Origin of the sequence: Aeromonas simiae, from assembly GCF_000820125.1 — a bacterium.
Lineage (GTDB): Bacteria > Pseudomonadota > Gammaproteobacteria > Enterobacterales > Aeromonadaceae > Aeromonas > Aeromonas simiae.
The window spans coordinates 2,342-27,887 of the sequence record NZ_CDBY01000012.1; the positions used below are offsets into that span (position 1 = coordinate 2,342).

At 63.8% G+C, this 25,546-nt stretch carries 23 protein-coding genes and 9 tRNA genes; 20 read left to right on the forward strand and 12 right to left on the reverse strand.

Annotated features, from left to right (window positions below):
* Positions 1 to 83: 83 nt before the first annotated feature.
* The gene (locus tag BN1134_RS02000; protein WP_042044961.1) at positions 84 to 1,385 is read left to right on the forward strand and encodes a rhodanese-like domain-containing protein; all 1,302 of its coding nucleotides are present in this window, start codon (positions 84 to 86) and stop codon (positions 1,383 to 1,385) included.
* A 55-nt stretch (positions 1,386 to 1,440) separates the two neighbouring features.
* Here BN1134_RS02000 and BN1134_RS02005 read toward each other — a convergent pair whose 3' ends face one another.
* From BN1134_RS02005 to BN1134_RS02020, 4 genes are all read right to left on the reverse strand, one after another.
* A complete protein-coding gene (locus tag BN1134_RS02005; RefSeq protein WP_042044962.1) occupies positions 1,441 to 4,323 on the reverse strand; it encodes an HD domain-containing phosphohydrolase in 2,883 nt (960 codons plus the stop codon).
* A gap of 132 nt (positions 4,324 to 4,455) precedes the next feature.
* Positions 4,456 to 5,721 (reverse strand): alpha/beta fold hydrolase, encoded by a 1,266-nt coding sequence (locus tag BN1134_RS02010; RefSeq protein ID WP_415857794.1) that lies wholly within the window; start codon positions 5,719 to 5,721, stop codon positions 4,456 to 4,458.
* A 141-nt stretch (positions 5,722 to 5,862) separates the two neighbouring features.
* Positions 5,863 to 5,938, reverse strand: a tRNA-Asn gene (locus BN1134_RS02015).
* A gap of 7 nt (positions 5,939 to 5,945) precedes the next feature.
* A tRNA-Phe gene (locus BN1134_RS02020) sits at positions 5,946 to 6,021 on the reverse strand.
* 187 nt (positions 6,022 to 6,208) lie between these two features.
* Between BN1134_RS02020 and rraB the strand changes: the two genes are divergently transcribed.
* Positions 6,209 to 6,556, forward strand: coding sequence for a ribonuclease E inhibitor RraB (gene rraB / locus BN1134_RS02025; protein WP_042044963.1), 348 nt, complete (start codon positions 6,209 to 6,211; stop codon positions 6,554 to 6,556).
* Between the two features lie 47 nt (positions 6,557 to 6,603).
* On the opposite strand, the gene BN1134_RS02030 is transcribed toward rraB, so the two are convergent.
* The gene (locus BN1134_RS02030; protein WP_042045002.1) at positions 6,604 to 8,568 is read right to left on the reverse strand and encodes a putative bifunctional diguanylate cyclase/phosphodiesterase; all 1,965 of its coding nucleotides are present in this window, start codon (positions 8,566 to 8,568) and stop codon (positions 6,604 to 6,606) included.
* 168 nt (positions 8,569 to 8,736) lie between these two features.
* On the opposite strand from BN1134_RS02030, the gene BN1134_RS02035 reads away from it, so the two are divergent.
* Positions 8,737 to 9,234, forward strand: a complete 498-nt coding sequence (locus tag BN1134_RS02035) for a hypothetical protein (protein WP_042044964.1) — start codon at positions 8,737 to 8,739, stop codon at positions 9,232 to 9,234.
* A 68-nt stretch (positions 9,235 to 9,302) separates the two neighbouring features.
* Here the strand turns inward: BN1134_RS02035 and BN1134_RS02040 are convergent, their stop codons facing one another.
* The 5 genes from BN1134_RS02040 to rsgA are packed head-to-tail and all read right to left on the reverse strand — an operon-like array spanning position 9,303 to position 12,147.
* Positions 9,303 to 9,707, reverse strand: coding sequence for a hypothetical protein (locus BN1134_RS02040; protein WP_042044965.1), 405 nt, complete (start codon positions 9,705 to 9,707; stop codon positions 9,303 to 9,305).
* Between the two features lie 3 nt (positions 9,708 to 9,710).
* The gene (locus BN1134_RS02045) at positions 9,711 to 9,962 is read right to left on the reverse strand and encodes a DUF2960 family protein (RefSeq protein ID WP_042044966.1); all 252 of its coding nucleotides are present in this window, start codon (positions 9,960 to 9,962) and stop codon (positions 9,711 to 9,713) included.
* 14 nt (positions 9,963 to 9,976) lie between these two features.
* Positions 9,977 to 10,213 carry a VF530 family protein gene (locus BN1134_RS02050; RefSeq protein WP_042044967.1) on the reverse strand — a complete coding sequence of 79 codons (237 nt, stop codon included), beginning with the start codon at positions 10,211 to 10,213 and terminating at the stop codon, positions 9,977 to 9,979.
* 3 nt (positions 10,214 to 10,216) lie between these two features.
* Positions 10,217 to 11,083 carry an archaetidylserine decarboxylase gene (gene asd / locus BN1134_RS02055; RefSeq protein WP_042044968.1) on the reverse strand — a complete coding sequence of 289 codons (867 nt, stop codon included), beginning with the start codon at positions 11,081 to 11,083 and terminating at the stop codon, positions 10,217 to 10,219.
* A gap of 23 nt (positions 11,084 to 11,106) precedes the next feature.
* Complete coding sequence (gene rsgA, locus BN1134_RS02060) at positions 11,107 to 12,147, reverse strand: small ribosomal subunit biogenesis GTPase RsgA (RefSeq protein WP_042044969.1); 1,041 nt, start codon at positions 12,145 to 12,147, stop codon at positions 11,107 to 11,109.
* An 80-nt stretch (positions 12,148 to 12,227) separates the two neighbouring features.
* On the opposite strand from rsgA, the gene orn reads away from it, so the two are divergent.
* The 9 genes from orn to BN1134_RS02105 all read left to right on the forward strand — a co-directional run bounded on the left by orn (position 12,228) and on the right by BN1134_RS02105 (position 14,219).
* Positions 12,228 to 12,773 carry an oligoribonuclease gene (gene orn, locus BN1134_RS02065; protein WP_042044970.1) on the forward strand — a complete coding sequence of 182 codons (546 nt, stop codon included), beginning with the start codon at positions 12,228 to 12,230 and terminating at the stop codon, positions 12,771 to 12,773.
* Between the two features lie 141 nt (positions 12,774 to 12,914).
* Positions 12,915 to 12,990, forward strand: a tRNA-Gly gene (locus BN1134_RS02070).
* Between the two features lie 24 nt (positions 12,991 to 13,014).
* Positions 13,015 to 13,090: transfer RNA gene (locus BN1134_RS02075), tRNA-Gly, on the forward strand.
* Between the two features lie 22 nt (positions 13,091 to 13,112).
* Positions 13,113 to 13,188 (forward strand) — tRNA-Gly (locus BN1134_RS02080).
* Between the two features lie 23 nt (positions 13,189 to 13,211).
* Positions 13,212 to 13,287, forward strand: a tRNA-Gly gene (locus BN1134_RS02085).
* Between the two features lie 25 nt (positions 13,288 to 13,312).
* A tRNA-Gly gene (locus BN1134_RS02090) sits at positions 13,313 to 13,388 on the forward strand.
* Positions 13,389 to 13,413: 25 nt separating this feature from the next.
* Positions 13,414 to 13,489, forward strand: a tRNA-Gly gene (locus tag BN1134_RS02095).
* 25 nt (positions 13,490 to 13,514) lie between these two features.
* Positions 13,515 to 13,590: transfer RNA gene (locus tag BN1134_RS02100), tRNA-Gly, on the forward strand.
* Positions 13,591 to 13,763: 173 nt separating this feature from the next.
* Complete coding sequence (locus tag BN1134_RS02105) at positions 13,764 to 14,219, forward strand: hypothetical protein (RefSeq protein ID WP_042044971.1); 456 nt, start codon at positions 13,764 to 13,766, stop codon at positions 14,217 to 14,219.
* Between the two features lie 51 nt (positions 14,220 to 14,270).
* Here BN1134_RS02105 and ppgK read toward each other — a convergent pair whose 3' ends face one another.
* Both ppgK and queG read right to left on the reverse strand, forming a co-directional pair.
* Complete coding sequence (gene ppgK, locus BN1134_RS02110) at positions 14,271 to 15,029, reverse strand: polyphosphate--glucose phosphotransferase (protein ID WP_042044972.1); 759 nt, start codon at positions 15,027 to 15,029, stop codon at positions 14,271 to 14,273.
* A gap of 73 nt (positions 15,030 to 15,102) precedes the next feature.
* Entirely contained in the window at positions 15,103 to 16,251 is a 1,149-nt protein-coding gene (gene queG / locus BN1134_RS02115) for a tRNA epoxyqueuosine(34) reductase QueG (RefSeq protein ID WP_042044973.1), read from the reverse strand.
* Between queG and BN1134_RS02120 the strand changes: the two genes are divergently transcribed.
* The 8 genes from BN1134_RS02120 to hflK all read left to right on the forward strand — a co-directional run bounded on the left by BN1134_RS02120 (position 16,250) and on the right by hflK (position 25,543).
* Positions 16,250 to 17,758, forward strand: coding sequence for a bifunctional ADP-dependent NAD(P)H-hydrate dehydratase/NAD(P)H-hydrate epimerase (locus BN1134_RS02120; RefSeq protein WP_042044974.1), 1,509 nt, complete (start codon positions 16,250 to 16,252; stop codon positions 17,756 to 17,758). The two genes, queG and BN1134_RS02120, sit on opposite strands and share 2 nt — an antisense overlap.
* Before the next feature lie 5 nt (positions 17,759 to 17,763).
* On the forward strand, positions 17,764 to 18,222 hold the full coding sequence (gene tsaE, locus BN1134_RS02125) for a tRNA (adenosine(37)-N6)-threonylcarbamoyltransferase complex ATPase subunit type 1 TsaE (RefSeq protein WP_042044975.1): 459 nt from the start codon (positions 17,764 to 17,766) through the stop codon (positions 18,220 to 18,222).
* A 3-nt stretch (positions 18,223 to 18,225) separates the two neighbouring features.
* Positions 18,226 to 19,884, forward strand: a complete 1,659-nt coding sequence (locus tag BN1134_RS02130) for an N-acetylmuramoyl-L-alanine amidase (protein WP_042044977.1) — start codon at positions 18,226 to 18,228, stop codon at positions 19,882 to 19,884.
* Between the two features lie 3 nt (positions 19,885 to 19,887).
* Complete coding sequence (mutL, locus tag BN1134_RS02135) at positions 19,888 to 21,738, forward strand: DNA mismatch repair endonuclease MutL (RefSeq protein WP_042044978.1); 1,851 nt, start codon at positions 19,888 to 19,890, stop codon at positions 21,736 to 21,738.
* 1 nt (position 21,739) lies between these two features.
* Positions 21,740 to 22,657, forward strand: a complete 918-nt coding sequence (miaA, locus tag BN1134_RS02140) for a tRNA (adenosine(37)-N6)-dimethylallyltransferase MiaA (protein WP_084214680.1) — start codon at positions 21,740 to 21,742, stop codon at positions 22,655 to 22,657.
* Between the two features lie 74 nt (positions 22,658 to 22,731).
* A complete protein-coding gene (hfq, locus tag BN1134_RS02145; protein ID WP_042044979.1) occupies positions 22,732 to 23,001 on the forward strand; it encodes an RNA chaperone Hfq in 270 nt (89 codons plus the stop codon).
* A 53-nt stretch (positions 23,002 to 23,054) separates the two neighbouring features.
* Positions 23,055 to 24,341, forward strand: a complete 1,287-nt coding sequence (hflX, locus tag BN1134_RS02150; protein ID WP_042044980.1) for a ribosome rescue GTPase HflX — start codon at positions 23,055 to 23,057, stop codon at positions 24,339 to 24,341.
* A gap of 47 nt (positions 24,342 to 24,388) precedes the next feature.
* Entirely contained in the window at positions 24,389 to 25,543 is a 1,155-nt protein-coding gene (hflK, locus tag BN1134_RS02155; protein WP_042044981.1) for an FtsH protease activity modulator HflK, read from the forward strand.
* Positions 25,544 to 25,546 lie beyond the last annotated feature (3 nt).

Here is a 25,546-nt window from a genome sequence, read left to right on the forward strand (position 1 = left end):
GGCGGGAACCGCCGCACTGGAACGGTTTGCCGAGCGCCTCGGCCGCTCGATTTTCTGAATTGTTACGACTCAACGGGAGCATCATGTTCACTTCGCGCATCATTCGTCTGGCCACCCTGGGGTGTGCCGCCCTGCTGTGGCAGGGAGCCGTCGCCGCCGGCGAGCTGCTCACCCTCACCTTCAAGGAGGCGCAGGCCAAGCACGCCCGTCTCGTCGACGTGCGATCCAGCAACTTCTATCAGGGCTGGCCGATGGAGGGCGAGTCGCAGGGGGGCCACGTCAAGGGGGCCGTCAACCTCTCCGGTGACTGGAAGATCGATGACGATCAGTGGCCGCGCATCCTGGCCGAGAAGGACTTGGCCAAGGATAAGCCGGTCGCCCTCTACGGTGACAAGCGCCAGGTGGCCGAAGTCGCCCTGATGCTGGAGAAGCAGCACGGCTTCACCCAGCTCTATGAGCTGAGCGACTGGCAGAGCGCGCCGCGTGAGCGCCTCGCCCGCTGGCAGCAACTGGTTTACCCCCAGTGGCTCGAGGCCCTGCGTAAGGGGGAGAAGGTCGTGGCCGCTCCCAAGGGGGAGTGGAAGCTGTTTGAGGTGGGTTGGGGCGCCCCCAAGGCCTTCCTCATCGGCCACATACCGGGGGCCGGCTACATCGACACCAATCGCCTCGAATCCGAGCCGCTGTGGAACAAGGTCTCCGATCAGGATCTCGAGAAGCTGCTGCTGGAAAACGGCATTCGCCATGACACCACCGTCATCCTCTATGGCCGTAACACCATGGCGGCGGCCCGCGCCGCCCACTTCATGCTCTACGCCGGGGTGAAAGACGTGCGCCTGCTCGATGGCGGCTTCGATGCATGGACCAACCAGTATGTGCGCATGCTGCCGACCGAGACCGGCCTGCCCACGCGCTACGAGCCGGCCAAGGGCTTCGGGGTCACCCTTCCGCAGCATCCCGAGTACCTGACCGATGTACCGGGGGCCAAGAAGATCCTGGCCGAGCGGGACGGGGCGCTGGTCAGCGTGCGCAGTTGGCCTGAGTTCACCGGGGAGACCTCGGGCTACAGCTACATTGAGCCCAAGGGGGACATCAAGGGCGCCAAGTGGGGGCATGCCGGGGTGGATGCCAACGACATGAGCGATTACCACAACCCGGATGGCACCATGAAGGACGCCGCCCTACTGCTGACCATGTGGCAGCAGTGGGGCATCACGCCAGACAAGCAGACCGCCTTCTACTGCGGCACCGGCTGGCGCGCCTCCGAGGCCTTCTTCTACGCCTGGCTGATGGATTGGCAGCGGATCAGCGTCTTCGATGGTGGTTGGTACGAGTGGAGCATGGACGCCAAGAACCCGGTGGTCAGCGGCGAGCGCAAGCCGCAATAACGGGGTGAGAGAGTGAAACGAGGCCGGACAATGTCCGGCCTCGTCGTTGTTAGGGTCAGTGGGATGCTTGAGTCAGGTAGGGGCGGATGTCGACCTCGTCGATCTGCTCCGGGCGCAGGTAACGCTGGGCGTACTCGAGATAGATCCCCTTTCGCAGGAACAGCTCGAACAGATCCGGGTCGATGTGCTGCTCGCTGCGCATCATGGCCATGATACGCAGCGCCTCGGAGAGGGTCTTGCCGCGCTTGTAGGGGCGATCGACCGAGGTGAGCGCCTCAAAAATGTCGGCGATCGCCATCATCCGAGCCGGCATGCTCATCTGCTCCCGGGTCAGGCCGCGCGGGTAGCCACTGCCATCCATCTTCTCGTGGTGGCCGCCGGCTATCTCTGGCACCTGGCGCAGGTGGCGGGGGAAGGGGAGCTTCTCCAGCATGATGATGGTTTGAATGATGTGCTCGTTGATCTTGAAGCGCTCCTCCTCGCTCAGGGTGCCGCGCTGCACGCCGAGGTTGTGCAGTTCGCCGCGGTGGTAGAGCAGCTCTGGCACCGGCATGCGAAAACCCCAAGGATTGTGCTCGGGGATGCGCTCCCGCTGGCTGCGGTGGATGAGGTGCTCCGGTTTGTCGGCCAGCAGTGGCTCGCGCACCGGCAGGGTCATGGCCGGGCTTTGCAGCTTGCGGGTCAGCTCGTCGTGGGCGATGCCGATGCGATCGGAGAGGGTGCGCAGCCAGGTGCGCTGGGCGATGAGCTGTAGCCGCTCCCGCTTCTCGGGCGAGAGGTACTCGCTCCCCTCGTTGCAACTGGCGACGAAGGCGAACTCCTCGTCGAGTTGCGCCCACTGGCGATCCCGCTCCGTTTCTAGGGCTGCCCTGTGCCCCCCTTCCGCGATCCCCTGCCAGCAGGCGATCTCGGCATCGCGCTTGAGCACTTCAAAGCGCATCCGCACCTCGTGGATGCGATCGTAGAGGGTCTCGAGCTTGGTCGCCTTGTCCACCACATACTCGGGGGTGGTCACCTTGCCGCAGTCATGCAGCCAGGCGGCGATGTGCAGCGCCTCCCACTGCTCTTCATCCAATCCAAAATGGGCAAACGGCCCCTCTTGCTCGGCGCAGGCGGCCTGCGCCAGCATCTTGGTCAGCTCGGGCACCCGCTGGCAGTGACCTCCCGTGTAGGGGCTCTTGGCATCGATGGCGCCGGCAATCAGCTGGATGAAGGATTCGAGCAGCTGTTTTTGCTCCTGGATCAGGCGCTGGGTCGAGAGGGCGACGGCGGCAGAGCCGGCCAGCGCCTGGGCAAAGGCGAGCCACTCCGGGCTGATAGGCTGGCGCCGCTCGTCCAGTTGCAGCGCCAGCACACCGAGCAGCTCGCCGTCACGGTTGCGCAGTGGCAGGGTCAGCAGGGTCAGCGGTTGTGCGTATGCCGGCAGCAGGGGAAAGCTCGCCTGGCGCAGGGCGGGCTCCAGCGGACAGGTCAGGCGCTCTTCGCGCAGCAGGCGTGCCAGCAGGTGATCGCCCGCCAACGCGATCGGGGGATGGGGCTCGGCCGCCGTCGGCGGGCCTTGCCAGAAGCGCTGCGCCTCCTGCAACAGCTCCTGCTCACACAGGTAGAGGATCCCCCCCTCGGCGCGGGCCTGCGAGCCGAGCTCTCCGAGAACCCTGGCCAGCAGGGTCTCGAAGCGGGTCTCACTCGCCAGCGCAAGCGACAGCTCCATGAAGTGGTGAATGCTCTCCTTCATGCTGCCGATGGCGCTGGCCAGCCGCTCTATCTCGACGATGCGGGTATCGATGGCCAGTGGCTCACCAAACTTGAACTGCTCAATCTTGCGAACCTCCTCTTGCAGGATATTGAGGGGGCGCGATGCCAGCCGCGACAGCCAGAAGGCGACGGCCAGCCCGGCGCCGAGCAGCAATAACGAGATCTGCCAGGTCTGGCGGCTCGCCTGCATGGCGTCGGCCAGCAGCTCGGTATGGGGAGAGGCCATCAGCAGAGTGAGCGGTGGCTCCCCCTGCACGGCGATGCTCTGGCGCATCCCCTCCCAGAGGGTGCCGGCCGGAGCGTGAAAGGAGACCGGCTCACCGCTCTCCCGCTGTTGCAGCAGCGCCAGCAGTACCCCTTCCCCTAGCTCGCGCAGGGTGGGTAGGTGAGCCACTTTGTGCTCCCCTTCGGTGGCGGTGGCCAGCACCTGGCCTGTGTCACTGAGCAGGGCCAGCCGGCTGCCCGGCGTGGTGCGAGCTCGCTGCAACAGCTGACCGAACTGCTCCAGCTGGATGTCGCTGGCGGCGACCCCCATGCCATTGGCGGTGCGCTGGGCCAGGGTGATGCCGAGCAGGCCGTTGGTGGCAAAGGCGTAGGGGGCGGTCATCACGGGCGAGTGGGAGACGATGGCGGCCTGATACCAGTAGCGCTGGCGCGGATCGTAGCGGTAATCGGGCATGCTGCGCCGCTCCAGCAGCTGTAACTCGGCATCGAAGAAGAGAAACTCCCCGCGCTGCGGCGCGCCCGCCATGCTCTGGACGACCCAGGCTGAGCCGCTCGGGGCGGCCAGGCTGTGGGCCAGCGCCGTGCCGCTTTGATAGCGACGCACCAGAAAGAAGTCACCGCTGCGGTAACCGATATAGAGGGAGACCAGGGAGGGGTTGTTGGCGAGGGAGATGGTGAAAAAGCGCAGGTGCGCCAGCCGCTCTTGCAGCGAGGTGGCGGTCATGATCCCCTGCTGGGCCAGCAGCTCTGCGCTCAACTGCCCCCCTTGATAGGTATGCAACAGCTCGCGGGCCGTATTTTGGGCCACGGTTTGGTAGTGCTGGTGGGCGCTTTGCAGGGATTGGTGACTGGCTGCTCGGTACTGGTACCAGCCGCTGACGAGAGCGAAAACCAATAACAAACCGATGAAGAGATAGGAGAGGTGCAGGTAGAAGGGGATCGATCCGTGTCGTTTCATATCACTTTCCGTGGACGGCTGGCGCGTACTCACTATAGCCGGCGCCAGCCGTTTCGATCGTCACCCTATCGCGCCACGGTAAGGGGAGGTGGCGGGGCGAGCCGGCCTGCGCCCGGCTCGGGCTGCATCCGATCAGCGATCCCGGTTGAGGGTGATGAGGCGATCGAGGATACGCTCCCCGTCTGCTCGGATGCCGTTGTGCTCGTACTCGTTGGTGATCCAGACCCGGCTGCTGCCGAGCCCCTTGAGGGTGTCTCGGCTGTAGTCGAACTCCACGTACATGTCCTCGGCATAGACGGCGCAGGCGACCGGTACCGGGTTGGCTGCCAGACGCGCCCGATCGTAGAGGGGAGGCCAGTCGCGCTTCTCGGCCAGCAGGTGGGCCGATTCACGCAGGGGGCGCAGCTCCCTGAACTGCTCGAACATCCAGGGGTAGATCATCTCGCCGGTGAAGCGCAGCGCCTTGCCCGGTGCCCAGTTGAGCTCGGGGTGGCGTTGACGAACCCGCTCGGCAGCCCAACCGGTGGCAAGCCCTTCGGCATAGATGGATTCATGCAAGATGGTGAAGATGGGGTGGCTGTTAAAGGGCTGCATCCCCTGCAACTGGTAGAGGAAGGCCGGATTGAGCTGCTCACCGTCGAAGGCACCCTCCAGCAGGTAGTAGAGGGACTCGGGGCCACCGCTGGCGCCGAGATCCAGTCCCTGCTGCTGGAACTGCTCGACCGTCAGGCGTTGGCCGTTCGGCAGGCACACCTCATTGTGATGGAGGTGGGTGGCGAGGCGATCGAGCAGCCCCTGCATGGCGGGAAAGCGGGCGCAGAAAGCGTCTTGCTTGTCGGCCACCCGGCGCAGTGTCGCCTCGTAAACCTCGTCGGCCCGGCGCCCAAGCGGCGGGATGCCGCCCGTGATGTAGACCTCGCGCAGCGCCTCAGGGAACAAGGAGAGATAGGTGAGGCAGCAAAAGCCACCAAAACTTTGGCCGAGCAGGCTCCAGGGGCGCTCGGGGGAGAGCCGCGCCCGCCAGCACTCGGCGTCACGCACTATGCTGTCGGCGCGGAAATGGCGCAGGTAGTCGGCCTGCTCGGTGGGGGTGAGGTGAGCCAGCGCCTGGGCGCTGACCGGGGTGGAGTTGCCCGTGCCGCGCTGATCGAGCAGCAGGACGCGAAACTCTTGCAGAGCCCGCTTCAGCCAGCCGCTGCGCGCGGTCGGGCGCGGCGCCCCGAAGCCGGGCCCCCCTTGCAGAAACAGCAGCCAGGGCAGGTTGTCGTCCTGACGGCCCTTGTCGACCAGGGTGCGGGCAAACAGGGTGATCTGCGTCCCCTGTGGTTGCTGGTGGTCGAGGGGGACCGACAAGGTCATGGGGTGGCACAGCATGCCGTCGAGGGTATAGGGGGTCATGATTGCATCCTGACAGGAGGGGAAACCATGATAACGGGAGCCGGACGCGGGATCACCGGCTGCGTGAGGGGCCGCCAGCCGATCACGGTGCAGTGAGAGGAAAAACAAAAAGCCCGCTCGATGAGCGGGCTTTTCTAAATTTGGCTCCTCCGACTGGACTCGAACCAGTGACATACGGATTAACAGTCCGCCGTTCTACCGACTGAACTACGGAGGAAGAGTCGTGGTGCCCAGAGACGGAATCGAACCGCCGACACGGGGATTTTCAATCCCCTGCTCTACCGACTGAGCTATCTGGGCAACGGCGCGCATTAAACCCTTTCCTCCGTGTCCTGTCAACCGCAGCCACGATTTTTATCGTACAAATGGTGCGTTTGCCGGCTTTTTGCACACAGAGGCGATAAAGTGAACCGGGCCCTTCACCGCGATTGAGCGGGGGTCGTGGTTCGCGGTATGCTGGCGCGCAACTTTTTATCCTGGAGGCAACATGAGCCTGAACACGCAAGAGTGGCGCGAGGAGACCCTGGCCATCATCGACGAACTGCTGGCCGATGGCAGCAATCCGGAGGCGGAGTATGAGATTGAGCACCACTTTGCCAGCCAGGATTTTGACCAGCTCGAAAAGGCGGCGGTCGATCTCTTCAAGGCCGGTTACGAGGTGACCGACGCCGAGGAGATGGAGCTCGACGACGGCGCCACCATCCTCTGCTTCGACGCCATCACCCAGCGCCCGCTCAAGGTCGAGGCGATCATGGGCGACATCGACGCCATGCTGCCGATCGTGGCCAAGCACGGGGTGGAGTACGACGGCTGGGGCACCTACTTCCAGGAGTAAGTGCTCCCCCCTGCAAGAGGCCGCTCATCGAGCGGCCTCTTGTGTTTTCAGCGTTTGCCGAGGAAGCGGGTGGCGAATGCCTCTGCCGGCAGGGGCTGGCTGAACAGGTAGCCTTGCAGGCGCTGGCAGCCTGCGGCAATGAGCCAGTCGCGCTGGGCCTCGGTCTCGACCCCCTCGGCGGTGATCTGCATACCAATCTCGTGCGCCAAGCCGATCACGGAACGGACGATGGCGGTGGTGACCGGATTGCTTTCCAGTTCGCGGATGAAACTGCGATCGAGCTTGAGGTTGCTCACCTGCAGACGCGGCAGATAGGCCAGCGAGCAGTAGCCGGTGCCGAAGTCGTCGATGGCCAGCGGGAAGCCGGCGGCCAGCAGCTGGCGCAGGTTGTTGTCTATCTCGTCGGCATTTTCCATCAGCACGCTTTCGGTGATCTCGAGCTCGAGTGCGGCCGGCGGCAGTTGCCATGCCTGCACCGCCTGCAACAGCTCACGGCACAGGCTCGGCTGGCGGAACTGGAGCGGTGAGAGGTTGACCGACAGTCGCAGCTCGGGCTGCTGGGCACGCCACTCGGCGCACTGCTGGGCGGCCCGCTGGATCACCAGGCTGCCGAGGGCACCGATGAGGCCGAGCTGTTCGGCCAGCGGGATGAACTCGTCCGGTGGGATAGGCCCCAGTTCCTCATGGTGCCAACGGCACAGCACCTCAGCGCCGAGCAGCGCGCCGGTGCCGCTGGCGATGATGGGTTGATAGGCCAGGTGCAGCTGGCGGGCATGGATGGCCCGTGGCAGCGCCTGCTCAAGCAGGCGGCGGCGGCGGATCCGTCCCTCCAGCTCGGCATCGAAGCTAAAGAAGTGCTGACGGGTCTGCTTGGCCTCCGCCAGGGCCGCCTCGGCGTGGTGCAGCAGGCTCTCGACGGCATGGCTGGTTCCTTCGGCGATGCCGATGTGGCAGTCGATCTGGATGCGGTGCCCCGCCACCGAGTAGGGGGCAGCCAAGCGGCGGCGTAGCCACTCCCCCCATAACCGGCGCTCGGTGCCGAGCTGCTCTTGCGGCACCAGCAGGCAGAAATCATCGGCAGAGACCCGGCACAACTGGCTACCGACCGGCGCATGCAGTTGCAGGCGGGTGGCCACCTCACCGAGCAGCAGATCGGCGATGCGGATGCCGAAGCGGGCATTGATCTCGTGAAAGTGCTGCAAGTCGACCATCAGCAGGCAGACGGGGCGATCGTCGCCCTGCTGGGCGCGCTCCAAAAAGGTGGTCAGCTTGAGCAGGCCGGTCAGGCTGTCGAACTGGCGTGCCTGGCGCAGCTGTTGCTCGGCACTGCGCTGCCGGGTCACGTCGCGGCACAGGGATAGCGTGGCGGGTTCGCCCAGATTGGGCACTTCAAGGCGGGTGACTTCCAGCACATGGTGGTGGCCAAGCGCATCTTTCAGGGTGAGCTCGCTGGGGCCCTGAGTGATGTCGAACAGGGCGGGGGGCAGGCTACCCGGTTGCCGCCATGTGGCATGGCCACGGGGCAGATCGAAAAAGTCGAGCAGGGCCTGGTTGGATTCGAGCACGCTGCCATCGGCGCGAAAGAGCAGGATCAGGTCGGGAATGGCGTCGAGCAGTTTGCGTTGCAGCTGCTGGTGGGCACTGAGCGCCTCTTCCAGTCCCTTGAGGTGAGAGATCTCCTCGATGAGGCCAAACAGGCCGAGCGGGTTCCCCAGTTTGTCGTAGAAGGGCACCTTGTGGGTCTGGATCCATATCTCCCCCTCCTCTTGCTCGCAGAGCAGGTGCTGGCTGATGAGGGGGCGGCGCTCCTGCAATAGTCGGCGATCCTCCTCCCGATAGCGCTCACCCCAAGGGAGCTCGCTGTCATTGCGCCCGAGCAGGTCACGCGGGTCATCCACCCCGGCCTGACGGGCGAATTGACGGTTACAAAACAGATAGTTCCCGTGCAGATCACGGCAGAACAGGCTGAGTGGCAGGCTGTCGAGCACCTGCTGCAGCCAGTCGGGAATCATGGGGGAGGGCACGCTGTTACTCTGGCGGTGGCTTTGCGGCAATCTATGCCAGCCCTTCCTGCTTTGTAAAGAGTGCCGTTTCGATGGTGGGGGGAGCTGACAGTTTCTGACGTCCGGGTGATAATGGCCGCCTTGGCCACAGGGCCATGGATTCTGGTGAGAGAAGAGATGAAGAAGAGATATGGAGTCGGGCTGCTGGCTGCGCTGCTGGCAGGTTGTGCCGGCAATGATGGCCGCAACGAAGATTACCGCTACACCGCACCGCAGGCGCTGGCGACCAACAATACCCAGACCATGCAGATCCCGGTTGATCTGGTCTGGTCCCGTGCCGAGAAGTGGTTCCAGGAGCACGGTCTGCAAATCGAGAACAGCCAGCGTGGTGCCGGTCTGATGACCGCCAACCTGCAACAGGCCGCCGACGGCCTGAAGTGGCTCGACTGCGGCACCATGGGCGCCAAGGTGGTCGCAGGTGACCCCAATGTGCAGGTCAACCTGATCATCACCCAAAGCGGTGACAGCAGCGTGGCCACCGTCAACGTCAAGGGCAACACCCAGCTCTTCTACGTGGAAGCCTCTGGCGACCGCGTGCCGGCACCCTCCCTCACGCCGGTCTGCGTGTCGCGTGGCGAGCTGGAAAACAGCCTGTTTGCCTCGCTCGGCGACTGAGTCGGGAAGGAAAAAGAAAAGCGGGGCATTGCCCCGCTTTTCTTTTGTTGTCTGAGGCTCGCAGAGCGCTAGCGGGCTCCGTAGTTGTGAAAGCGGGCGTAGCCATCTTCGCTTAGCACGTAACCACTGCCATGCAGCAGTGACCAGTCGCCACTGCCCCAGCTGGGTTTATCCCCCTGATTCTGGCGCGGCAGCATGATGGAGTCGCGCTCCGGCAGATAGATCTCGGCCTCGCTGCGATCCCGGGCGACCAGTACCCAGGCGCTGCGCGAATCGCCGTGGTTGAGGGAGCCGAGCTTGACGGCCTGTTCGGCCGGAATGAGGCACTGCCCCATCAGTTGTGACCAACGATAGCCCTCGCTGCGCACGCAGCCGTGCCGATCGGTGATCTGAGCGCTCTCTCCCCAGCCGGGGATCAGGCTGCATCCTTGCAGTACGGTAATCAGTGCAACCATCCCTGTTGCTCGGCGCATCGCTTACTCCTGTTCGTCCCTCACGATGGCGATGTCGCTGAATCCCAGCTCGCGAAAGTAGTTCTCGCGAAACTCCTTGAGCATCTTGCGGTCGCGGCGGCTGATGTTGACCACCTGCTCCTCCATGGCGCGGTAGCGCGCCAGATCGATACCCTCGGCAGTGGCAATCGCATCGTAAATGCTGTGGTGCTTGTCATTGGCATAGCCAATCGACTTGAGCTGTTTACGATAGCGGTAGGTAATGGTGAATGCCATGATCGCTCTCTGATTTATGACTTTTGCCAGATGCCCGCCTGCTGGCGGGTTAGCAGATAGAGGGCCTCGACTTTCTCGCGGGCCCAAAGGGTGCGGCGCAGGAAGGTGAGGCTCGACTTGATGCTGGGGTCTTGAGTAAAGCAGCGGATGGGGATCTGCCGACCCAGTTCGGGCCAGCCGTAGTGCTCCACCAGTTCGGTGACCATGGTGGCGAGCGTTATCCCGTGCAACGGGTTGTTCGGCTGGCTCATGGATTACCCCTTGAGGCGGGCAAACGGGGCGCCCATGCGGGTGACCACGCCCGGTTGCAGGTGTGGTTCGAACTGTTCGAGCATGCCCGGTCCAAACAGGCAGACGACGGTGCTGCCGAGTTTGAACAGCCCCATCTCCTCGGCTTTTTTCAAGGTGATGGCCTGCTCGCCGGGGTAATCCCAGCGCTTGACCTCTTTGCGGCCACAGGGGGCGATACAGCCGGCCCAGCTGGTTTCGATGCTGGCGACGATGGTGGCGCCGACCAGCACCATGGCCAGCGGCCCGTGCTCGGTGCGGAAGGTGGCGACCACCCGCTCGTTGCGGGCAAACAGATTGGGCACGTTCTGGGCGGTCAACGGGTTGACCGAGAAGAGATCCCCCGGCACGAACACCATGCTCTCCAGCACGCCGTCCAGCGGCATGTGGATGCGGTGGTAATCCTTGGGCGCCAGGTAGATGGTGGCGAAGTCACCGTCCTTGAACGGGGCCACCAGATCGTCAAAACCACCGAGCAGTTCGCGAGCGCTGTAGTCGTGCCCCTTGGCCTGGATGACGCGCCCCTGGCGGATGGGGCCGAGCTGGCTGACGGTGCCATCGACCGGCAGGGCCAGGGTCATGGGGTCTTCTACCACGGGGCGCATCCCCTCTTTCAGCGGCCGGGTGAAGAAGTCATTGAAGCTCTTGTAGTGGGACGCCTCTTCGTGCAGCGCCTCACTCATGTTCACGCCATAGCGCTTGACGAAGGCTTCGATGATGCGGGTGGTCAGGCTGCCGGCTTCAGCGGCGGCCAGTTTGCCCACCAGGCGGGAGAGGAGATGTTTGGGCAGGCAGTACTGGCCAGCGATTTTCAGGTTGTCAGTGATGCTCATGATGCTCGTCTTCACAGGTAGATTCAGAGGCGGGCTTGCTGCCGGCCGTGGCGGGTTTCCTGCATCGATTCCAGGATCCGGTGATAGTTGCTAAAGCGCTCGCGGGTGATCTCGCCCCGCTCAACCGCCTCGCGCAGCACGCAGCCAGGGTCATCCTTGTGCGTGCAGTCGCGGAACTTGCAGCCACCCAGGTAGTCGCGAAACTCCACGAAACACCAGGTGACCCGCTCCGGCTCGAGGTGCCAGAGGGAGAATTCACGAATGCCGGGGGAGTCGATGAGATCGCCGCCGCTCGGGAAGTGGTAGAGGCGCGCCGTGGTGGTGGTGTGCTGGCCCAGCCCGGAGACCTCGGAGATCTCGCCGGTCAGCACGTCCAGCCCAGGCAGCAGGGAGTTGGTGAGCGACGACTTGCCGACCCCCGACTGGCCCACGAAGATGCTCACCTTGTCGGCCAGGGTGGCCTTGAGGGCATCGAGCCCCTCGCCGCTTTGGCTGCTCACCAGCAGCACCGGGTAACCGAGCCGGCGATAGACATCGAGTTGTCCCTCGACCGTGGCGCGCTCGGCCTCGCTCAACATGTCGACCTTATTGAGGACGATGAGGGGCGGGATCTCCACATCCTCGGCGGCCACCAGATAGCGGTCGACGATGTTGGTGGAGAACTCCGGCACCACGGCGGAGACGATGATGATCTGATCGATGTTGGCCGCGATCGGTTTGACCCCGTCATAGAAGTCGGGACGGGTCAGCACCGAGTGGCGCGGATGCACCGCCTCGATGACGCCGGGCGACCCTTCCGCGTTGCCCGGCCGCCAGATCACCTTGTCGCCGCACACCACGCTACCGAGGGTACGGCGCAGGTTGCAGCGGCGGGTGGTGCCGTCGTGCGACTCCACATCGGCATGCTGGCCGAAGCGGCTGATGACGATCCCCTCTTCGGGGGCGCCCAGCAGGCTGTCGTCGATCTGTGGCGCCCGATCCTTTTTCAAGTCGTTCAGGCGCTTGTCGCGGTTGGCTTGCACCCGCCGCTGCTGTCCCAGATTGAGTTTCGCTCTCTTTGCCACGCGATTCGCCGTTTTGCTGCTAAAAACAAAGCCAGTATGATACATGCAAATTCACAAAATGCCGCCAAAGAGTAAGCAAGATGACCGTTTCAGAGCAGAATCTGGTGTGGATCGACATGGAGATGACCGGCCTCGATCCCGAAGAGAATGTGGTGCTGGAGATCGCCTCCATCGTCACCGACAAGGATCTCAACGTGCTGGCCGAGGGGCCGGTGATTGCCATCCACCAGAGCGAAGCCGAGCTGGCCAAGATGGATGAGTGGAACCAGAACACCCACGGTGGTTCCGGCCTCATCGCGCGGGTCAAGGCCAGCCGCCATGACGAGGCGGCGGCCGTGGCCGAGACCCTCGCCTTCCTGCGCCAGTGGGTGCCCGAGCGCACCAGCCCCATGTGCGGCAACAGTATCGGCCAGGACCGCCGCTTCATGGTCAAGCACATGGCAGAGCTGGAGGCCTTCTTCCACTACCGCAACGTGGACGTCAGCACCATCAAGGAGCTGGTGCGGCGCTGGAAGCCTGAGATCCTCGGCGAGTTTACGAAGCAGGGCACCCACCAGGCGCTCGACGATATCCGCGAGTCGGTGGCCGAGCTGCGTTTCTACCGTGAGCGCGTCTTTACCATCTGAGTCGGGGTTGGCGGGGGGCTCGCCAGTTCGGCGAGCTTTTAGGCAGTCGTGCGGGGCATACCGAAAAAGCCCTTGCAATTGAAGTGCCCCCTCGTATAATTCGGCTCCCGTGCAGTAGCGCAAGTCGCGCCGCTGTGCGTTGCGGGAATAGCTCAGTTGGTAGAGCACGACCTTGCCAAGGTCGGGGTCGCGAGTTCGAGTCTCGTTTCCCGCTCCAAAATATCGTTGATGATGCCGCGTTGCGGGAATAGCTCAGTTGGTAGAGCACGACCTTGCCAAGGTCGGGGTCGCGAGTTCGAGTCTCGTTTCCCGCTCCAATCATCACGGTGACAATCTGTTGCGGGAATAGCTCAGTTGGTAGAGCACGACCTTGCCAAGGTCGGGGTCGCGAGTTCGAGTCTCGTTTCCCGCTCCAAACATCGCCGGTGGCACTCCGTTGCGGGAATAGCTCAGTTGGTAGAGCACGACCTTGCCAAGGTCGGGGTCGCGAGTTCGAGTCTCGTTTCCCGCTCCAATCCACTGCGATGACAATCTGTTTTGCGGGAATAGCTCAGTTGGTAGAGCACGACCTTGCCAAGGTCGGGGTCGCGAGTTCGAGTCTCGTTTCCCGCTCCAAATCTCTTGCAGATGCCATTCCGTTGCGGGAATAGCTCAGTTGGTAGAGCACGACCTTGCCAAGGTCGGGGTCGCGAGTTCGAGTCTCGTTTCCCGCTCCAAGCATCTTGCAGATGACCCTCCGTTGCGGGAATAGCTCAGTTGGTAGAGCACGACCTTGCCAAGGTCGGGGTCGCGAGTTCGAGTCTCGTTTCCCGCTCCAAATTTTCTTCTCAAGTCGCCCCAGTTCTGCCAAGCAGAAAACATTCCTCTTTTCCCTTTTTGTCGCTTTATTCGCCATTGCCTTGACCTGCAGCAATCGGTCAGCCCCTGCCTGTTTGGCGGCCCTCCTGGCTTTTTTATACTGGGATGGGATGAAAAAGGGAGGAGACCGTCATGCGCTTCCAACAGATCAAGGACTTGCTGCTCTATATCGAGCAGGTACACCAGATGCTTTCCCGTCTCTATGGCCGCCTCGAGCGTCAGGCCGATGCCGAACGCAGCCGGCTGTTGCTGTCCTATCTGCGGGGCAGGGAGGATGCCGCCACCGGCCAGCTGCACGAGTATGCCAGCCAGCTTGGTGAGAGCGTGGCCGAGACCTGGCTCGAGCAGGGGATCTCCCACGACATGCTGGCGACCATCAACAGCACCACCTTGCCTGCCGACATGGACGGGGAGGCCATCATTGCGCTGGTCACCGGGTTCGAGCAGCAGCTGACCGAGGAGTTGTCACGCATGGCGCGCGAGTGCCCGACCGACGGCACTGCCGCCCTGCTCGATGCCCTGGCCACCCTCGAGCAGCAGCGTTTGACCCGCTTCGTGCATGGCGTGCATCGCTTCGACGACATGTGACCTAAAAAAACAGGGAGGCCTCGGGCCTCCCTGCTCGTTCCTGCGCCCGGCCTATTTACGCTTGCGCGCAGGGCTTTGGCGGGCGGCGGCATGCAGCGCCGCCCCGATGATGCCGGCCTGGTTGAGGCTGGCGGCGGGCACCAGCGGCGCCCGGGTGGCGATCTTGTCGATGAACTTGTCCATCTTGGCGGCACTGCCGCCGCCGAGGATGAACAGATCGGGGGAGAAGAGAAACTCGAGGCGTGCCAGATACTGGTTGAAGCGCTTGCCCCACTTGCTCCAGCTGAGATCCTCGCGCTTGAGGGCCGCGTCGGAGCAGTAGCGCTCGGCGATCATCCCCTCCAGCATCAGATGGCCCAGCTCGGTGTTGGGCAGCAACTGGCCGTTGACGAACACGGCGGTACCGATCCCGGTGCCGACCGTGACCAGGATGATCACGCCCTGCCGATCCTTGCCTTCACCAAAGCGCATCTCGGCGATACCGGCGGCATCGGCGTCGTTGAGCACGAAGCAGGGCAGGCCGGTGATCTCACGAAACAGATGCTCGACATCGGTCTCGACCCAGCTCGGGTCGATGTTGGCGGCACTTTTGGCGATCCCGTGCTGGATGGTGGCGGGAAAGCCGCAGCCGATCGGCCCCTTCCACTCGAAGTGTTCAACCAGTGCCTTGAGGGTATGGGCGACGGCCGCCGGCGTGGCGGGTTGCGGGGTTTGGATGCGGTGGCGCTCGCCAATCAGCTCACCGGTCGTGGTATCGACCAAACACCCTTTGATGCCGGAACCGCCGATATCGACACCCAATATTTGCATGCTTGACTCCTTGTCTGCGCCCATGGCGGCACAGAATGAAAAACCGGAAGAGGCTGCGCAAGGGGCAGCTTGCCTAGGCGTGATCCGGCAGACCTTTTTCGATGCAGCGGATCAATCGCTGCGTCTTCTTGTTTTCCGTATCGGCCCGTAGGTGCAAGGTGGCGAGCGCCCACTCGATATGCTCGGCCACCAGGGGGGAGGCTTCGGGCAATGCCTGCTCGAGGGCGGCGATCACCTCGGCGTCGGCGGGGCCATTGCCCAACGCGACCGCTAGGTTGCGGCGCCAGCGCTGATAGCCGATGCGGCGGATCGGGCTCCCCTCGGTGTGTGTGAGAAACGCCACCTCATCCCATGACCAGAGCAGCAGCAATGGCGGCCGGTGCAGAGTGGGGCGCGGCGCGAAGTCCGGCTCCGGGCTGGCGGCGGCGTAGCGGTTCCACGGGCAGATCAGCTGGCAGTCGTCACAGCCATAGATACGGTTGCCGAGCGCCGGACGCAGCTCGACCGGGATCGGCTCGTCGCTCTCTATGGTGAGGTAGGAGATGCAGCGCCGCCCATCCACCACATAGGGGGCGACGATGGCGCCGGTCGGGCAGAGGGTGAGACAGGCGGTGCATTTGCCGCACTGCTCTTTCTCTACCGGGGGGTCGACGGGCAGTGGCAGGTTGACGAGTAACTCCCCGAGAAAGAAGAAGGAGCCCACCTCGGCATTGAGCAGCAGCGAGTGCTTGCCCACCCAGCCGAGGCCCGCCTTGGCGGCCAGCGGGCGTTCAAGCAGGGGGGCCGAATCGACGAAGGGGCGAAAACCCAGCTCTCCGCAGGCGCGCTCGATCCGCTCGCCGAGCTGCTTGAGACGGCTGCGCAGCACCTTGTGGTAGTCGCGGCCGAGGGCGTAGCGGCTGATGTAGCCAAGACGCGGATCGCGCAGGGTGGCGGCAAAGCCCGCCTCGAAGGGGAGATAGTTCATGCGCAGCGAGATGACCCGCAAGGTGCCCGGCAGCAGCTCGTCAGGGCGGGCGCGCAGCATGCCGTGGCGCGCCATGTACTCCATGCTGCCGTGATAGCCGGCATCGAGCCAGGCTTGCAGGCGCGGCTCTTCAAGGTGCAGATCGGTATCTGTGATACCGGCCTGGTCAAAACCTAGCTCGCGTGCCCATAGCTTGATATGGTGGGCCAGAGCGTGCAGATCCGACGCGGGATCGGGCAGATCGGGAGCCGTCATGGGTGAGATCAAACAGGTCAGCAGGGAAACGGACGCAAGTTTACCACACAGCCTGTGGCGTGCCGAACAGATACGCCAGGCCGAGATCGCGCTGGCCGCCGCTGCGGGTATCTCCCTCTATGCACTGATGGAGCGGGCTGGCGGCGCGCTCGAGCAACATATTTTGCAGCGCTGGCCGGGTGTTCGGCGGGTTCTTATCTGCTGTGGTGCCGGCAATAACGGCGGTGATGGTTATGTGCTGGCGCGGCGCCTGCGCGAAAAGGGGCTGATGGTCACCGTGTTGGCGACCCGTGAGCCGGCTCGGCTCAAGGGGGATGCCGGCCGCGCCGCCGGTAGCTGGCTGGCGGCAGGGGGCAGTGTGCTGGGGGGTGATGCACCGGTGCCGGCGCCGGATCTGGTGATCGATGCCGTGCTCGGCACTGGCGTTGCGCTGCCGGTAGAGGGCGATCCGGCACGGCTCATCGCCCGTATCAACCTCTGGCAGCAAGAGGGGATCCCTGTGCTGGCGGTGGATCTCCCCTCCGGCCTGCAGGCCGATACCGGGTTGGTGTTGGGCGAGGTGGTACAGGCCAGCGAGACCCTCACCTTCATCGGCCTCAAGCCCGGCCTGCTGACCGGTGCCGGGCCCAATTGGTGCGGGCGGCTGAGCCTGGCGCCACTGGGGCTCGCCATCGACCGCTGGGGGGCGCCGGTTGCGCAACGCATCGACTACCCTGCACTGGCTTCGCAACTGGCGCCGCGCCGGCGCACCGCCCACAAGGGGGATCACGGCCGGGTGCTGTTGGTGGGGGGCAATGCCGGCATGCAGGGCGCCATCTTGCTGGCGGCCCGCGCCGCCCTGCGCGCCGGTGCCGGATTGGTGCGGGTTTGCCAGCACCCCTCGTTGCCAGCGCCCAGTCTGAGCCAGCCCGAGTTGATGCAGGCCGACCCTTCCGAGCTGGGGCCGGGTTGGGATTCGGTGCGGGTCATCGGCCCCGGTCTGGGGCAGGATGAGTGGGCGCGGCGCTGCTTTGCCGCTGCCCTGTGTCAAAACGAGTCGCTGGTGATCGATGCCGATGGCCTCAACCTGCTGGCGCAGCACCCCCTTCATCGGGATAATTGGGTGCTCACCCCCCACCCCGGCGAGGCCGCTCGTCTGCTCGGTTGCCGCGTGGCCGAGGTGGAGGCCGATCGCCTCGCCGCCGTGACGGCGCTACAGCAGCGCTATGGCGGTGTGGTGGTACTCAAGGGGGCCGGCACCCTGATCCACGACGGGGAGCAACTGCGACTGTGCAATGAGGGCAATCCCGGCATGGCCAGTGGCGGCATGGGAGATCTGTTATCTGGTATAATCGCCGCCCTGCTCGCCCAGGGGCTGCCAGCCGCTCAGGCCGCCGCGCTCGGGGTGGCCCTGCATGGCGAAGCCGGCGATCTGGCTGCAACCGAGGGGGAGAGAGGCATGCTGGCCTCGGATCTGCTGCCCTGGGTGCGCCGTCTGGTTAATCCGCAAATATCACAAGAACGATAGAGAACATGACAAAACAGTTGTTACTGTCGCTGTCCGATGAGGCGGCGACCGTGGCCCTCGGTGGGCGTCTGGCCCAGGCCTTGAGCGTGGCGACCACCGTCTTCCTGCACGGCGACCTTGGCGCCGGCAAGACCACCCTGACCCGTGGCTGGGTGCAGGGGCTGGGCCATCAGGGCAAGGTAAAGAGCCCGACTTATACCCTGGTTGAACCCTATGAATTGGCCGGTTGGCAGGTATATCACTTCGATCTCTACCGCCTCGCCGACCCTGAAGAGCTGGAGTTCATGGGGATTCGTGACTACTTCGCCGAGCGCACCTTGTGCCTGGTGGAGTGGCCCGAAAAGGGGGAGGGGTGGTTGCCAGCCCCGGATCTTGAGATCACCCTGCGTTATGTGGGCGAGCAGCGGGAGGCCGAACTGGTCGCCCGCTCTGCCGTCGGTGAAGCCTTGCTACAACGGATCTGATACGTGCGTTTTCTTGTCGCCTTTTTGCTTACTCTGACCGTTTTCCCCGCCTGGGCTAACCAGCTCAAGGGGGTGCGGATCTGGCCGTCGCCCGACAGCACCCGAGTGGTGCTGGACATGGCCAGCGCCCCCGATTACTCCTTTTCCACCCTGACCGGCCCGGATCGGTTGGTGATCGATATCAAAAATGCCAGCAACGGCACCAATCTGGCCCGGGTCGAGAACAAGAGCCAGCTGGTGCGGAAAATCCGTGAGAGCTCTCCCCTCAACAAGGGGGAGATGCGGCTGGTGATGGATCTCAGCAGCGCCATCAAGCCGGTGGTCTTCCCGCTGGCGCCGGCTGGGCCCTATGGCCACCGCCTGGTGATCGATCTTCCCTTCGAGGAGAAGGGGGCGGCGCAGGCATCCAACAAGCCGGTCAACCGCAACGGTCACCCCGACATCGTCATCGCCATCGATGCCGGCCATGGTGGGGAAGACCCCGGCTCCATCGGCTCGCGCCGCACCTTCGAAAAGCGGGTGACCTTGGGGATCTCCCAGCGGCTGGCGGCCCTTATCGATCGCGAGCCGGGTCTGCGCGCCGTGATGACCCGGCGCGGTGACTACTTCGTCGATCTCAACCGCCGCTCCGATATTGCCCGCCGGGCCAAGGCAGATCTGCTCATCTCGGTGCACGCCGACAGTTTCAACGACTCGCGTCCGCGCGGCGCCTCGGTTTGGGTGCTTTCGACTAACCGGGCCAACCGTGAGATGGGCCGTTGGCTGGAGCAGCAGGAGAAACAGTCCGAGCTGCTCGGCGGGGTAGGCAAGGTGATCTCCGAATCGGATCCCAACCCCTATCTGGCGCGCACTTTCCTCGATCTGTCGATGGACAAGTCGCGGGCTGAAGGTTATGACGTGAGCCGGCAGATCCTGCGCCAACTGGGCCAAGTCGCACGGCTGCACAAGCAGGTGCCGCAGCACGCCAGTCTGGCGGTGCTCAAATCCCCCGACATCCCCTCCGTGCTGGTCGAAACCGGGTTTATCTCCAACCACGAGGAGGAGAAGCAACTCGCTTCCGGCGCCTATCAGGAGAAGATCGCCCGCGCCATCTTCCAGGGGATCCGCACCTATTATCGTAGCCACCCGACCAAGGGGCCGATGCTGACCGGTAAGGGTCGACCGGCGGCCAGTCAGAGCACGGCCTCCACGGCTCGCCCTGCCGCCCAGGCTCCGGCGAGCGTCGCGCCGACTCGCTCAGGGAGTGGTACGGCCAGTGCCTCCGGCGCCGGGGTGATCAAGCCCTACAGCGAGGTGGCCAATACCCCGAGCCGCCCGGCCGCCAGTGCGGCGGGCCAGGGGGCGAGCGGACGCCACGTGGTCAAGCGCGGTGAGAGCCTCTCCCTGCTGGCCTTTCGCTATAACACCACCCAGGCGGCGCTGGTTGAGCTAAATAACCTGAAGTCCCGTGAAATCCAGGTGGGCCAGACCCTCAAGGTGCCGGCGGCGCGGGTCGCACCGGTGGCGGCCAAACCTCCGCTGCGCCATCAGGTCAAGCGTGGTGAGAGCCTGTCTCGGCTGGCCGAGCGCTATGGGGTGACCCAGGCGCGGCTGGTCGAATACAACAACCTCAAGTCGCGGGAGATCCAGGTCGGCCAGGTGCTGAAGATCCCGCAGGAGTAAGCCATGCCGATCCGAATCCTGCCCCCTATGCTGGCCAACCAGATCGCGGCCGGCGAGGTGGTGGAACGCCCCTCCTCCGTGGTTAAGGAGCTGGTGGAAAACAGTCTGGATGCCGGTGCCGATCGCATCGAGATCGACATCGAGAAAGGGGGCGCCAAGCTGATCCGCATCCGCGACAACGGCTGCGGTGTGCCCCAGGATGAGCTGGTGCTGGCCCTGTCGCGCCACGCCACCTCCAAGGTGGAAACCTTGGACGATCTCGAAGGCATTATGAGCCTCGGGTTTCGCGGCGAGGCGCTGGCCTCCATCAGTTCGGTGTCGCGGCTCACCTTCACGTCGCGCACCGAGAGTCAGAGCGAAGCCTGGCAGGCCCAGGCCGAGGGGCGTGAGATGGCGGTGACGGTGCGCCCTGCCGCCCACCCGGTCGGCACCACGGTGGAGGTGGTGGATCTCTTCTTCAACACCCCGGCCCGGCGCAAGTTCCTGCGGAGCGAGAAGACCGAGTTTGCCCACATCGATGAGCTGATCCGCCGTATCGCGCTGGCTCGCTTCGATGTCACCCTGATCCTGCGTCACAACGGCAAGGCGGTGCGTCAGTACCGCGCTGCCCAGACGGTGCAGGAGCAGGAGCGGCGTCTGGCCGCCGTCTGTGGTTCCCCCTTCATGCATCATGCGCTGGCGGTCGAGAGCGAGCACAGCGACGTGCACCTGCGCGGCTGGATCTGCTCGGCGCAGGGGGGCAGGCCGCAAAACGATCTGCAATACACCTACGTCAATGGCCGCATGATGCGCGACAAGCTGATCAACCACGCCATCCGTCAGGCCTACGATGCGCTGCTGCCGGCAGAGCAGCATGCCGCTTATGTGCTCTATATCGAACTCGATCCGCGCCAGGTGGATGTCAACGTTCACCCGGCCAAGCACGAGGTGCGTTTTCACCAGGCGCGGCTGGTGCATGACTTCATCTTCCAGGCGCTCTACACCGCCTTGCGTCAGCACGGAGACCCCGAGCTGCCGCTCGCCGAGAGCCAGGTTGAGCTCCCCTCCGCGCCGGCCCCCTCTTATCCCGGACAGGCCCCCCGCGCCGATTGGTATGGGGCTGAGCACGCCTACAAACCGGCCCCCGCGCTGGCAGAAGGCGCGCCGGCATCGGCGGGTCGTGCTGGCTATGGCGGGCGCGCGGAGCGGGAGGAGATCGATCCCAGGGCGGTGCGCGGCATGCAGGCGCTGCTTACCACCCTGCCGCCGGCCGCGACTGGCGCCGAGCCCTCTCTGCCAACCGAGGCGACGAGTGAGGCGCCGCTGCGCGCCCTCACTCTGGTGGCCGGCCGCCATCTGCTGTGGGAGCAAGGGGGCGAGCTGGCCCTGCTCTCGTTACGCCGGGCCGAGTGCGCACTGCTGCTGGGGCACCTGCGTGAGCAGTGGGGGCAGGGGCTGACCAGCCAGCCCCTGTTGCTGCCGGTCTCCCTCAAGTTGCCGGATTCCCTGCTCGAGCAGGTTGCTGTGAGGGGGGAGCTGCTGCGCCGCATGGGCTTTGAGTTGAAAAGCGGTGCCCGCGACACCATGATCCTGACCCGGGTGCCGGCGCTGCTGCGTAGCAGCGATCTGGCCCGCCTCTTCCCCGAGTTGCTACAACTGCTGGCCAGCCAGCCCGAGGTGCTAGGGGAACAGGAGGTCGAGGTGCTCTGTCGCTGGTTGCTCGAGCACGGTATCGCGGTGGCCAAGGTATATGATTTTGCGACCGCCAGCCGGCTGTTGCTGGAGCTGGCACAAGTGCCAGGCCAACTGGAGGACGTGCGCCTGATGCGCCGGGTCTCCCTGACCCCCCTGATGGAGGAGCTGGATCGTGGCTGAGTTGCCGCACGCGATTTTTCTGATGGGGCCGACCGCCTCGGGCAAGACGGATCTGGCGATGGCGCTCACCAGGGCGCTGCCCTGTGACATCATCAGTGTCGATTCGGCGCTGATCTACCGTGGCATGGACATCGGCACCGCCAAGCCGAGTCAGGCCGAACTGGCGGCAGCGCCGCACCGTTTGATCGATATCCTCGATCCGGCGCAGAGCTACTCGGCGGCGGATTTTCGCCGCGACGCCCTGCGCGAGATGGCCGACATCGCCGGGCGTGGCCGTATCCCGCTGCTGGTGGGGGGCACCATGCTCTATTTCAAGGCGCTACTGGAAGGGCTGTCGCCGCTCCCCTCGGCCGATCCCGAGGTGCGTCGCCAGCTGGAAGATGAGGCCGCGCGCCTTGGCTGGCAGGCATTGCATGACGAGCTCAAGCGCATCGACCCGGTGGCGGGGGCGCGCATCCACCCCAACGACCCGCAGCGGTTGAGTCGGGCGCTTGAAGTCTATCGGATCAGCGGCAAGACCCTGACCGAGCTGACCCAGATTCAAGGGGAGGCGCTGCCCTATCGGGTGAGTCAGTTCGCCATCGCCCCCGAGGAGCGTGGTGAGCTGCACCGGCGTATCGAGCTGCGCTTTGACCTGATGTTGGCAGGCGGGTTTGAGCAGGAGGTACGCCAGCTCTACCAGCGGGGCGATCTGACGCCGGATCTGCCTTCCATCCGCTGCGTGGGATATCGCCAGATGTGGGATTATCTCGCCGGTGAGGTCGGGTATGATGAGATGCGTTACCGTGGCATAGTGGCCACCCGTCAACTGGCCAAGCGTCAAATGACCTGGTTGCGTGGCTGGCCTGACGTCACCTGGCTGACCTCGGGCGCCAAGGATAATGTACAACGAGTGGTTGAGGCCGTTGGTGCGGCTTGACACTCCTTGTATAATCAGGTTGTTATATCGGCGAAAGACGATTTACAACTACAAACAAAATGAAGGAAAGAAAGATGGCTAAGGGGCAATCTCTTCAAGACCCGTTTTTGAATGCGCTGCGCCGTGAGCGTATTCCGGTTTCTATCTATTTGGTGAACGGCATCAAGTTGCAAGGCCAGATCGAGTCTTTTGACCAATTCGTTATCCTGCTCAAGAACACCGTGAGCCAGATGGTCTACAAGCATGCCATTTCCACCGTGGTACCGGCCCGTGCCGTCAACCATCACCAGCAAGCTGCCCCGGCCGGCCAGTCCGACGAGCCGCAGGGTGACAGTGAAGCCTGACCCTAACCGGGCTATCCGCTTGGATAGCCCAAGGACATTGAAGGAGTCAACGCTTGTTTGACCGTTATGAAGCAGGCGAACAGGCTGTTTTGGTGCACGTCAACTTCAGTGATGAGGGTGAAAGGGAAGACCTTGAAGAGCTGAAAATGCTGGTCAGCTCGGCCGGGGTCAATACCCTGGCCGTCATCACCACCAGCCGGGGTGCACCCAGTTCCAAATTCTTCGTAGGCAGTGGCAAGGCCGAAGAGATCGCCGATCAGGTACACATGCTCGGTGCCGATGTGGTGATCTTCAACCATGCCCTGACCCCCGCCCAGGAACGTAACCTGGAAAAACTGGTGCAGTGTCGCGTGGTCGACCGCACCGGCCTGATCCTCGATATCTTCGCCCAGCGGGCCCGTACCCATGAAGGTAAGTTGCAGGTTGAGCTGGCCCAATTGCGCCATCTCTCAACCCGTCTGGTACGCGGCTGGACCCACCTTGAACGCCAGAAGGGGGGGATCGGTCTGCGTGGCCCGGGTGAAACCCAGCTTGAAACCGACCGCCGTCTGCTGCGCGAGCGCATCAAGTACATACTGCGTCGGCTCGACAAGGTGGCCAAGCAGCGTGAACAGGGGCGCCGCGCCCGCAATCGCAACGAGGTGCCGACGGTCTCTTTGGTGGGTTACACCAACGCCGGCAAGTCTACTTTGTTCAACCAACTTACAGCTGCCAGCGTGTATGCTGCCGACCAGCTTTTTGCCACCCTCGATCCGACCCTGCGTCGCCTCGAGATAAAAGATGTCGGGGATGTGATTCTGGCCGACACGGTTGGATTCATCCGACATCTGCCCCATGATCTGGTTGCCGCCTTCAAGGCAACCCTGCAAGAGACCCGTGAGGCCGACTTGTTGCTGCATGTGGTGGACTGCGCCGACGATCAGATGCAGGACAACATCGACTCGGTACAGAGTGTGCTGGCCGAGATCGAGGCCGATGACCGTCCGCAGTTGATGATCTGCAACAAGATCGACAAACTGGCAGATCGACCCGTCGCGCTCGAAAGAGACGACACCGGCAAACCGGTGCGGGTCTGGCTGTCGGCACAGAGTGGAGCCGGCTGCGAGCTGCTTCAGCAGGCCTTGAGCGAACTGCTCTCGGGCACCATGGTGCATCACCTGCTGCGTCTGCCTCCTTCGGAGGCCCGTTTGCGCAGCCTGTTTTACCGGCTCAAGGGCATTGAGCAGGAGAGCTTCAGTGAAGAGGGGGACTGCCTGCTGGAAGTGCGCCTCGCGGTGGCCGACTGGAATCGGCTGCTCAAGCAAGAGGGCGATTTGTTACAACGCTTTATCAGCCATTGAGCCGATAAAGACCATTTTCCATCTGCATGACTTAATTGGAGACGCTGATGGCTTGGAATGAGCCTGGAAATAACGGCAAAGACCGTGACCCCTGGGGGAACAACGGCAAGAATCAGGGACCTCCCGATTTGGATGATCTCCTGCGCAATCTGAATCGCCGCCTGGGCGGTCTGTTCGGTGGCAATCGCAGCGGTGGCAGCGGTATGGGTAAGGCGGGTCTCTCCATCGCGTTGGCGGTGGGGGTCGTCGTCTGGGTGGTGAGCGGTTTCTACACCATCAAGGAAGCGGAGCGTGGCGTGGTGCTGCGTTTTGGCAACTACTCCCACTCTGTCGAGCCGGGTCTGCGCTGGAAGCCCACCTTCATCGACGAGGTTTATCCGGTCGATGTGGAGTCGGTTCGCTCCCTGCCGGCCTCCGGCTTCATGCTGACTCAGGATGAGAACCTGGTGCGCGTCGAGATGGACGTGCAGTACCGGGTGGTGGATCCGCAGGCGTATTTGTTCAGCGTGACCAATGCCGACGAGAGCCTGAGCCAGGCCACTGACAGCGCCCTGCGCTATGTGGTGGGTCACAGCACCATGGATGACATCCTGACCACGGGTCGTGAGAAGGTGCGTCGTGAGACCTGGGACAACCTGGAGAAGATCATCGAGCCTTATCACCTGGGCTTGCAGGTTGTTGACGTGAACTTCCTGCCGGCTCGTCCGCCGGAGGAGGTGAAGGATGCATTCGATGACGCCATCTCGGCTCAGGAAGATGAGCAGCGCTTCATCCGCGAGGCGGAAGCCTATGCCCGTGAAGTAGAGCCGAAGGCCCGTGGTCAGGCCAAGCGCCTGGAAGAGGAAGCCGAAGCCTACAAATCGCAGATCGTACTGCGTGCTGCCGGTGAGGTGTCCCGTTTCAACGAGTTGCTGCCTCAGTATCAGGCCGCGCCTAAGCTGACGCGTGACCGTATCTATCTCGAGACCATGGAGAAGATCTACCAGCAGGCCAACAAGGTGCTTGTCGATCTGCCCAATGGCAGCAACAGCATGATTTATCTGCCGCTCGACAAGCTGGGGCAAACGCCTAAGGCTGCCAAGAGTGCCGATGCGTCGAATGCGGTACAGAATGTCACCCCGACCAGCCAGACCGTGGTAGAGGGGGGCAACAGTGCCCCTGTACCGCTGCGTGGCGGGGATCGTTTCACGGGGAGGAATTGATCT

Bases quoted from the DNA above. Each gene is read 5' to 3' on its own strand.
- BN1134_RS02000 (WP_042044961.1), top strand. From the start codon at position 84: ATGTTCACTTCGCGCATCATTCGTCTGGCCACCCTGGGGTGTGCCGCC.
- BN1134_RS02005 (WP_042044962.1), bottom strand. From the start codon at position 4,323: ATGAAACGACACGGATCGATCCCCTTCTACCTGCACCTCTCCTATCTC.
- BN1134_RS02010 (WP_415857794.1), bottom strand. From the start codon at position 5,721: ATGACCCCCTATACCCTCGACGGCATGCTGTGCCACCCCATGACCTTG.
- rraB (WP_042044963.1), top strand. From the start codon at position 6,209: ATGAGCCTGAACACGCAAGAGTGGCGCGAGGAGACCCTGGCCATCATC.
- BN1134_RS02030 (WP_042045002.1), bottom strand. From the start codon at position 8,568: ATGATTCCCGACTGGCTGCAGCAGGTGCTCGACAGCCTGCCACTCAGC.
- BN1134_RS02035 (WP_042044964.1), top strand. From the start codon at position 8,737: ATGAAGAAGAGATATGGAGTCGGGCTGCTGGCTGCGCTGCTGGCAGGT.
- BN1134_RS02040 (WP_042044965.1), bottom strand. From the start codon at position 9,707: ATGCGCCGAGCAACAGGGATGGTTGCACTGATTACCGTACTGCAAGGA.
- BN1134_RS02045 (WP_042044966.1), bottom strand. From the start codon at position 9,962: ATGGCATTCACCATTACCTACCGCTATCGTAAACAGCTCAAGTCGATT.
- BN1134_RS02050 (WP_042044967.1), bottom strand. From the start codon at position 10,213: ATGAGCCAGCCGAACAACCCGTTGCACGGGATAACGCTCGCCACCATG.
- asd (WP_042044968.1), bottom strand. From the start codon at position 11,083: ATGAGCATCACTGACAACCTGAAAATCGCTGGCCAGTACTGCCTGCCC.
- orn (WP_042044970.1), top strand. From the start codon at position 12,228: ATGACCGTTTCAGAGCAGAATCTGGTGTGGATCGACATGGAGATGACC.
- BN1134_RS02105 (WP_042044971.1), top strand. From the start codon at position 13,764: ATGCGCTTCCAACAGATCAAGGACTTGCTGCTCTATATCGAGCAGGTA.
- ppgK (WP_042044972.1), bottom strand. From the start codon at position 15,029: ATGCAAATATTGGGTGTCGATATCGGCGGTTCCGGCATCAAAGGGTGT.
- BN1134_RS02120 (WP_042044974.1), top strand. From the start codon at position 16,250: ATGGGTGAGATCAAACAGGTCAGCAGGGAAACGGACGCAAGTTTACCA.
- queG (WP_042044973.1), bottom strand. From the start codon at position 16,251: ATGACGGCTCCCGATCTGCCCGATCCCGCGTCGGATCTGCACGCTCTG.
- tsaE (WP_042044975.1), top strand. From the start codon at position 17,764: ATGACAAAACAGTTGTTACTGTCGCTGTCCGATGAGGCGGCGACCGTG.
- mutL (WP_042044978.1), top strand. From the start codon at position 19,888: ATGCCGATCCGAATCCTGCCCCCTATGCTGGCCAACCAGATCGCGGCC.
- hfq (WP_042044979.1), top strand. From the start codon at position 22,732: ATGGCTAAGGGGCAATCTCTTCAAGACCCGTTTTTGAATGCGCTGCGC.
- hflK (WP_042044981.1), top strand. From the start codon at position 24,389: ATGGCTTGGAATGAGCCTGGAAATAACGGCAAAGACCGTGACCCCTGG.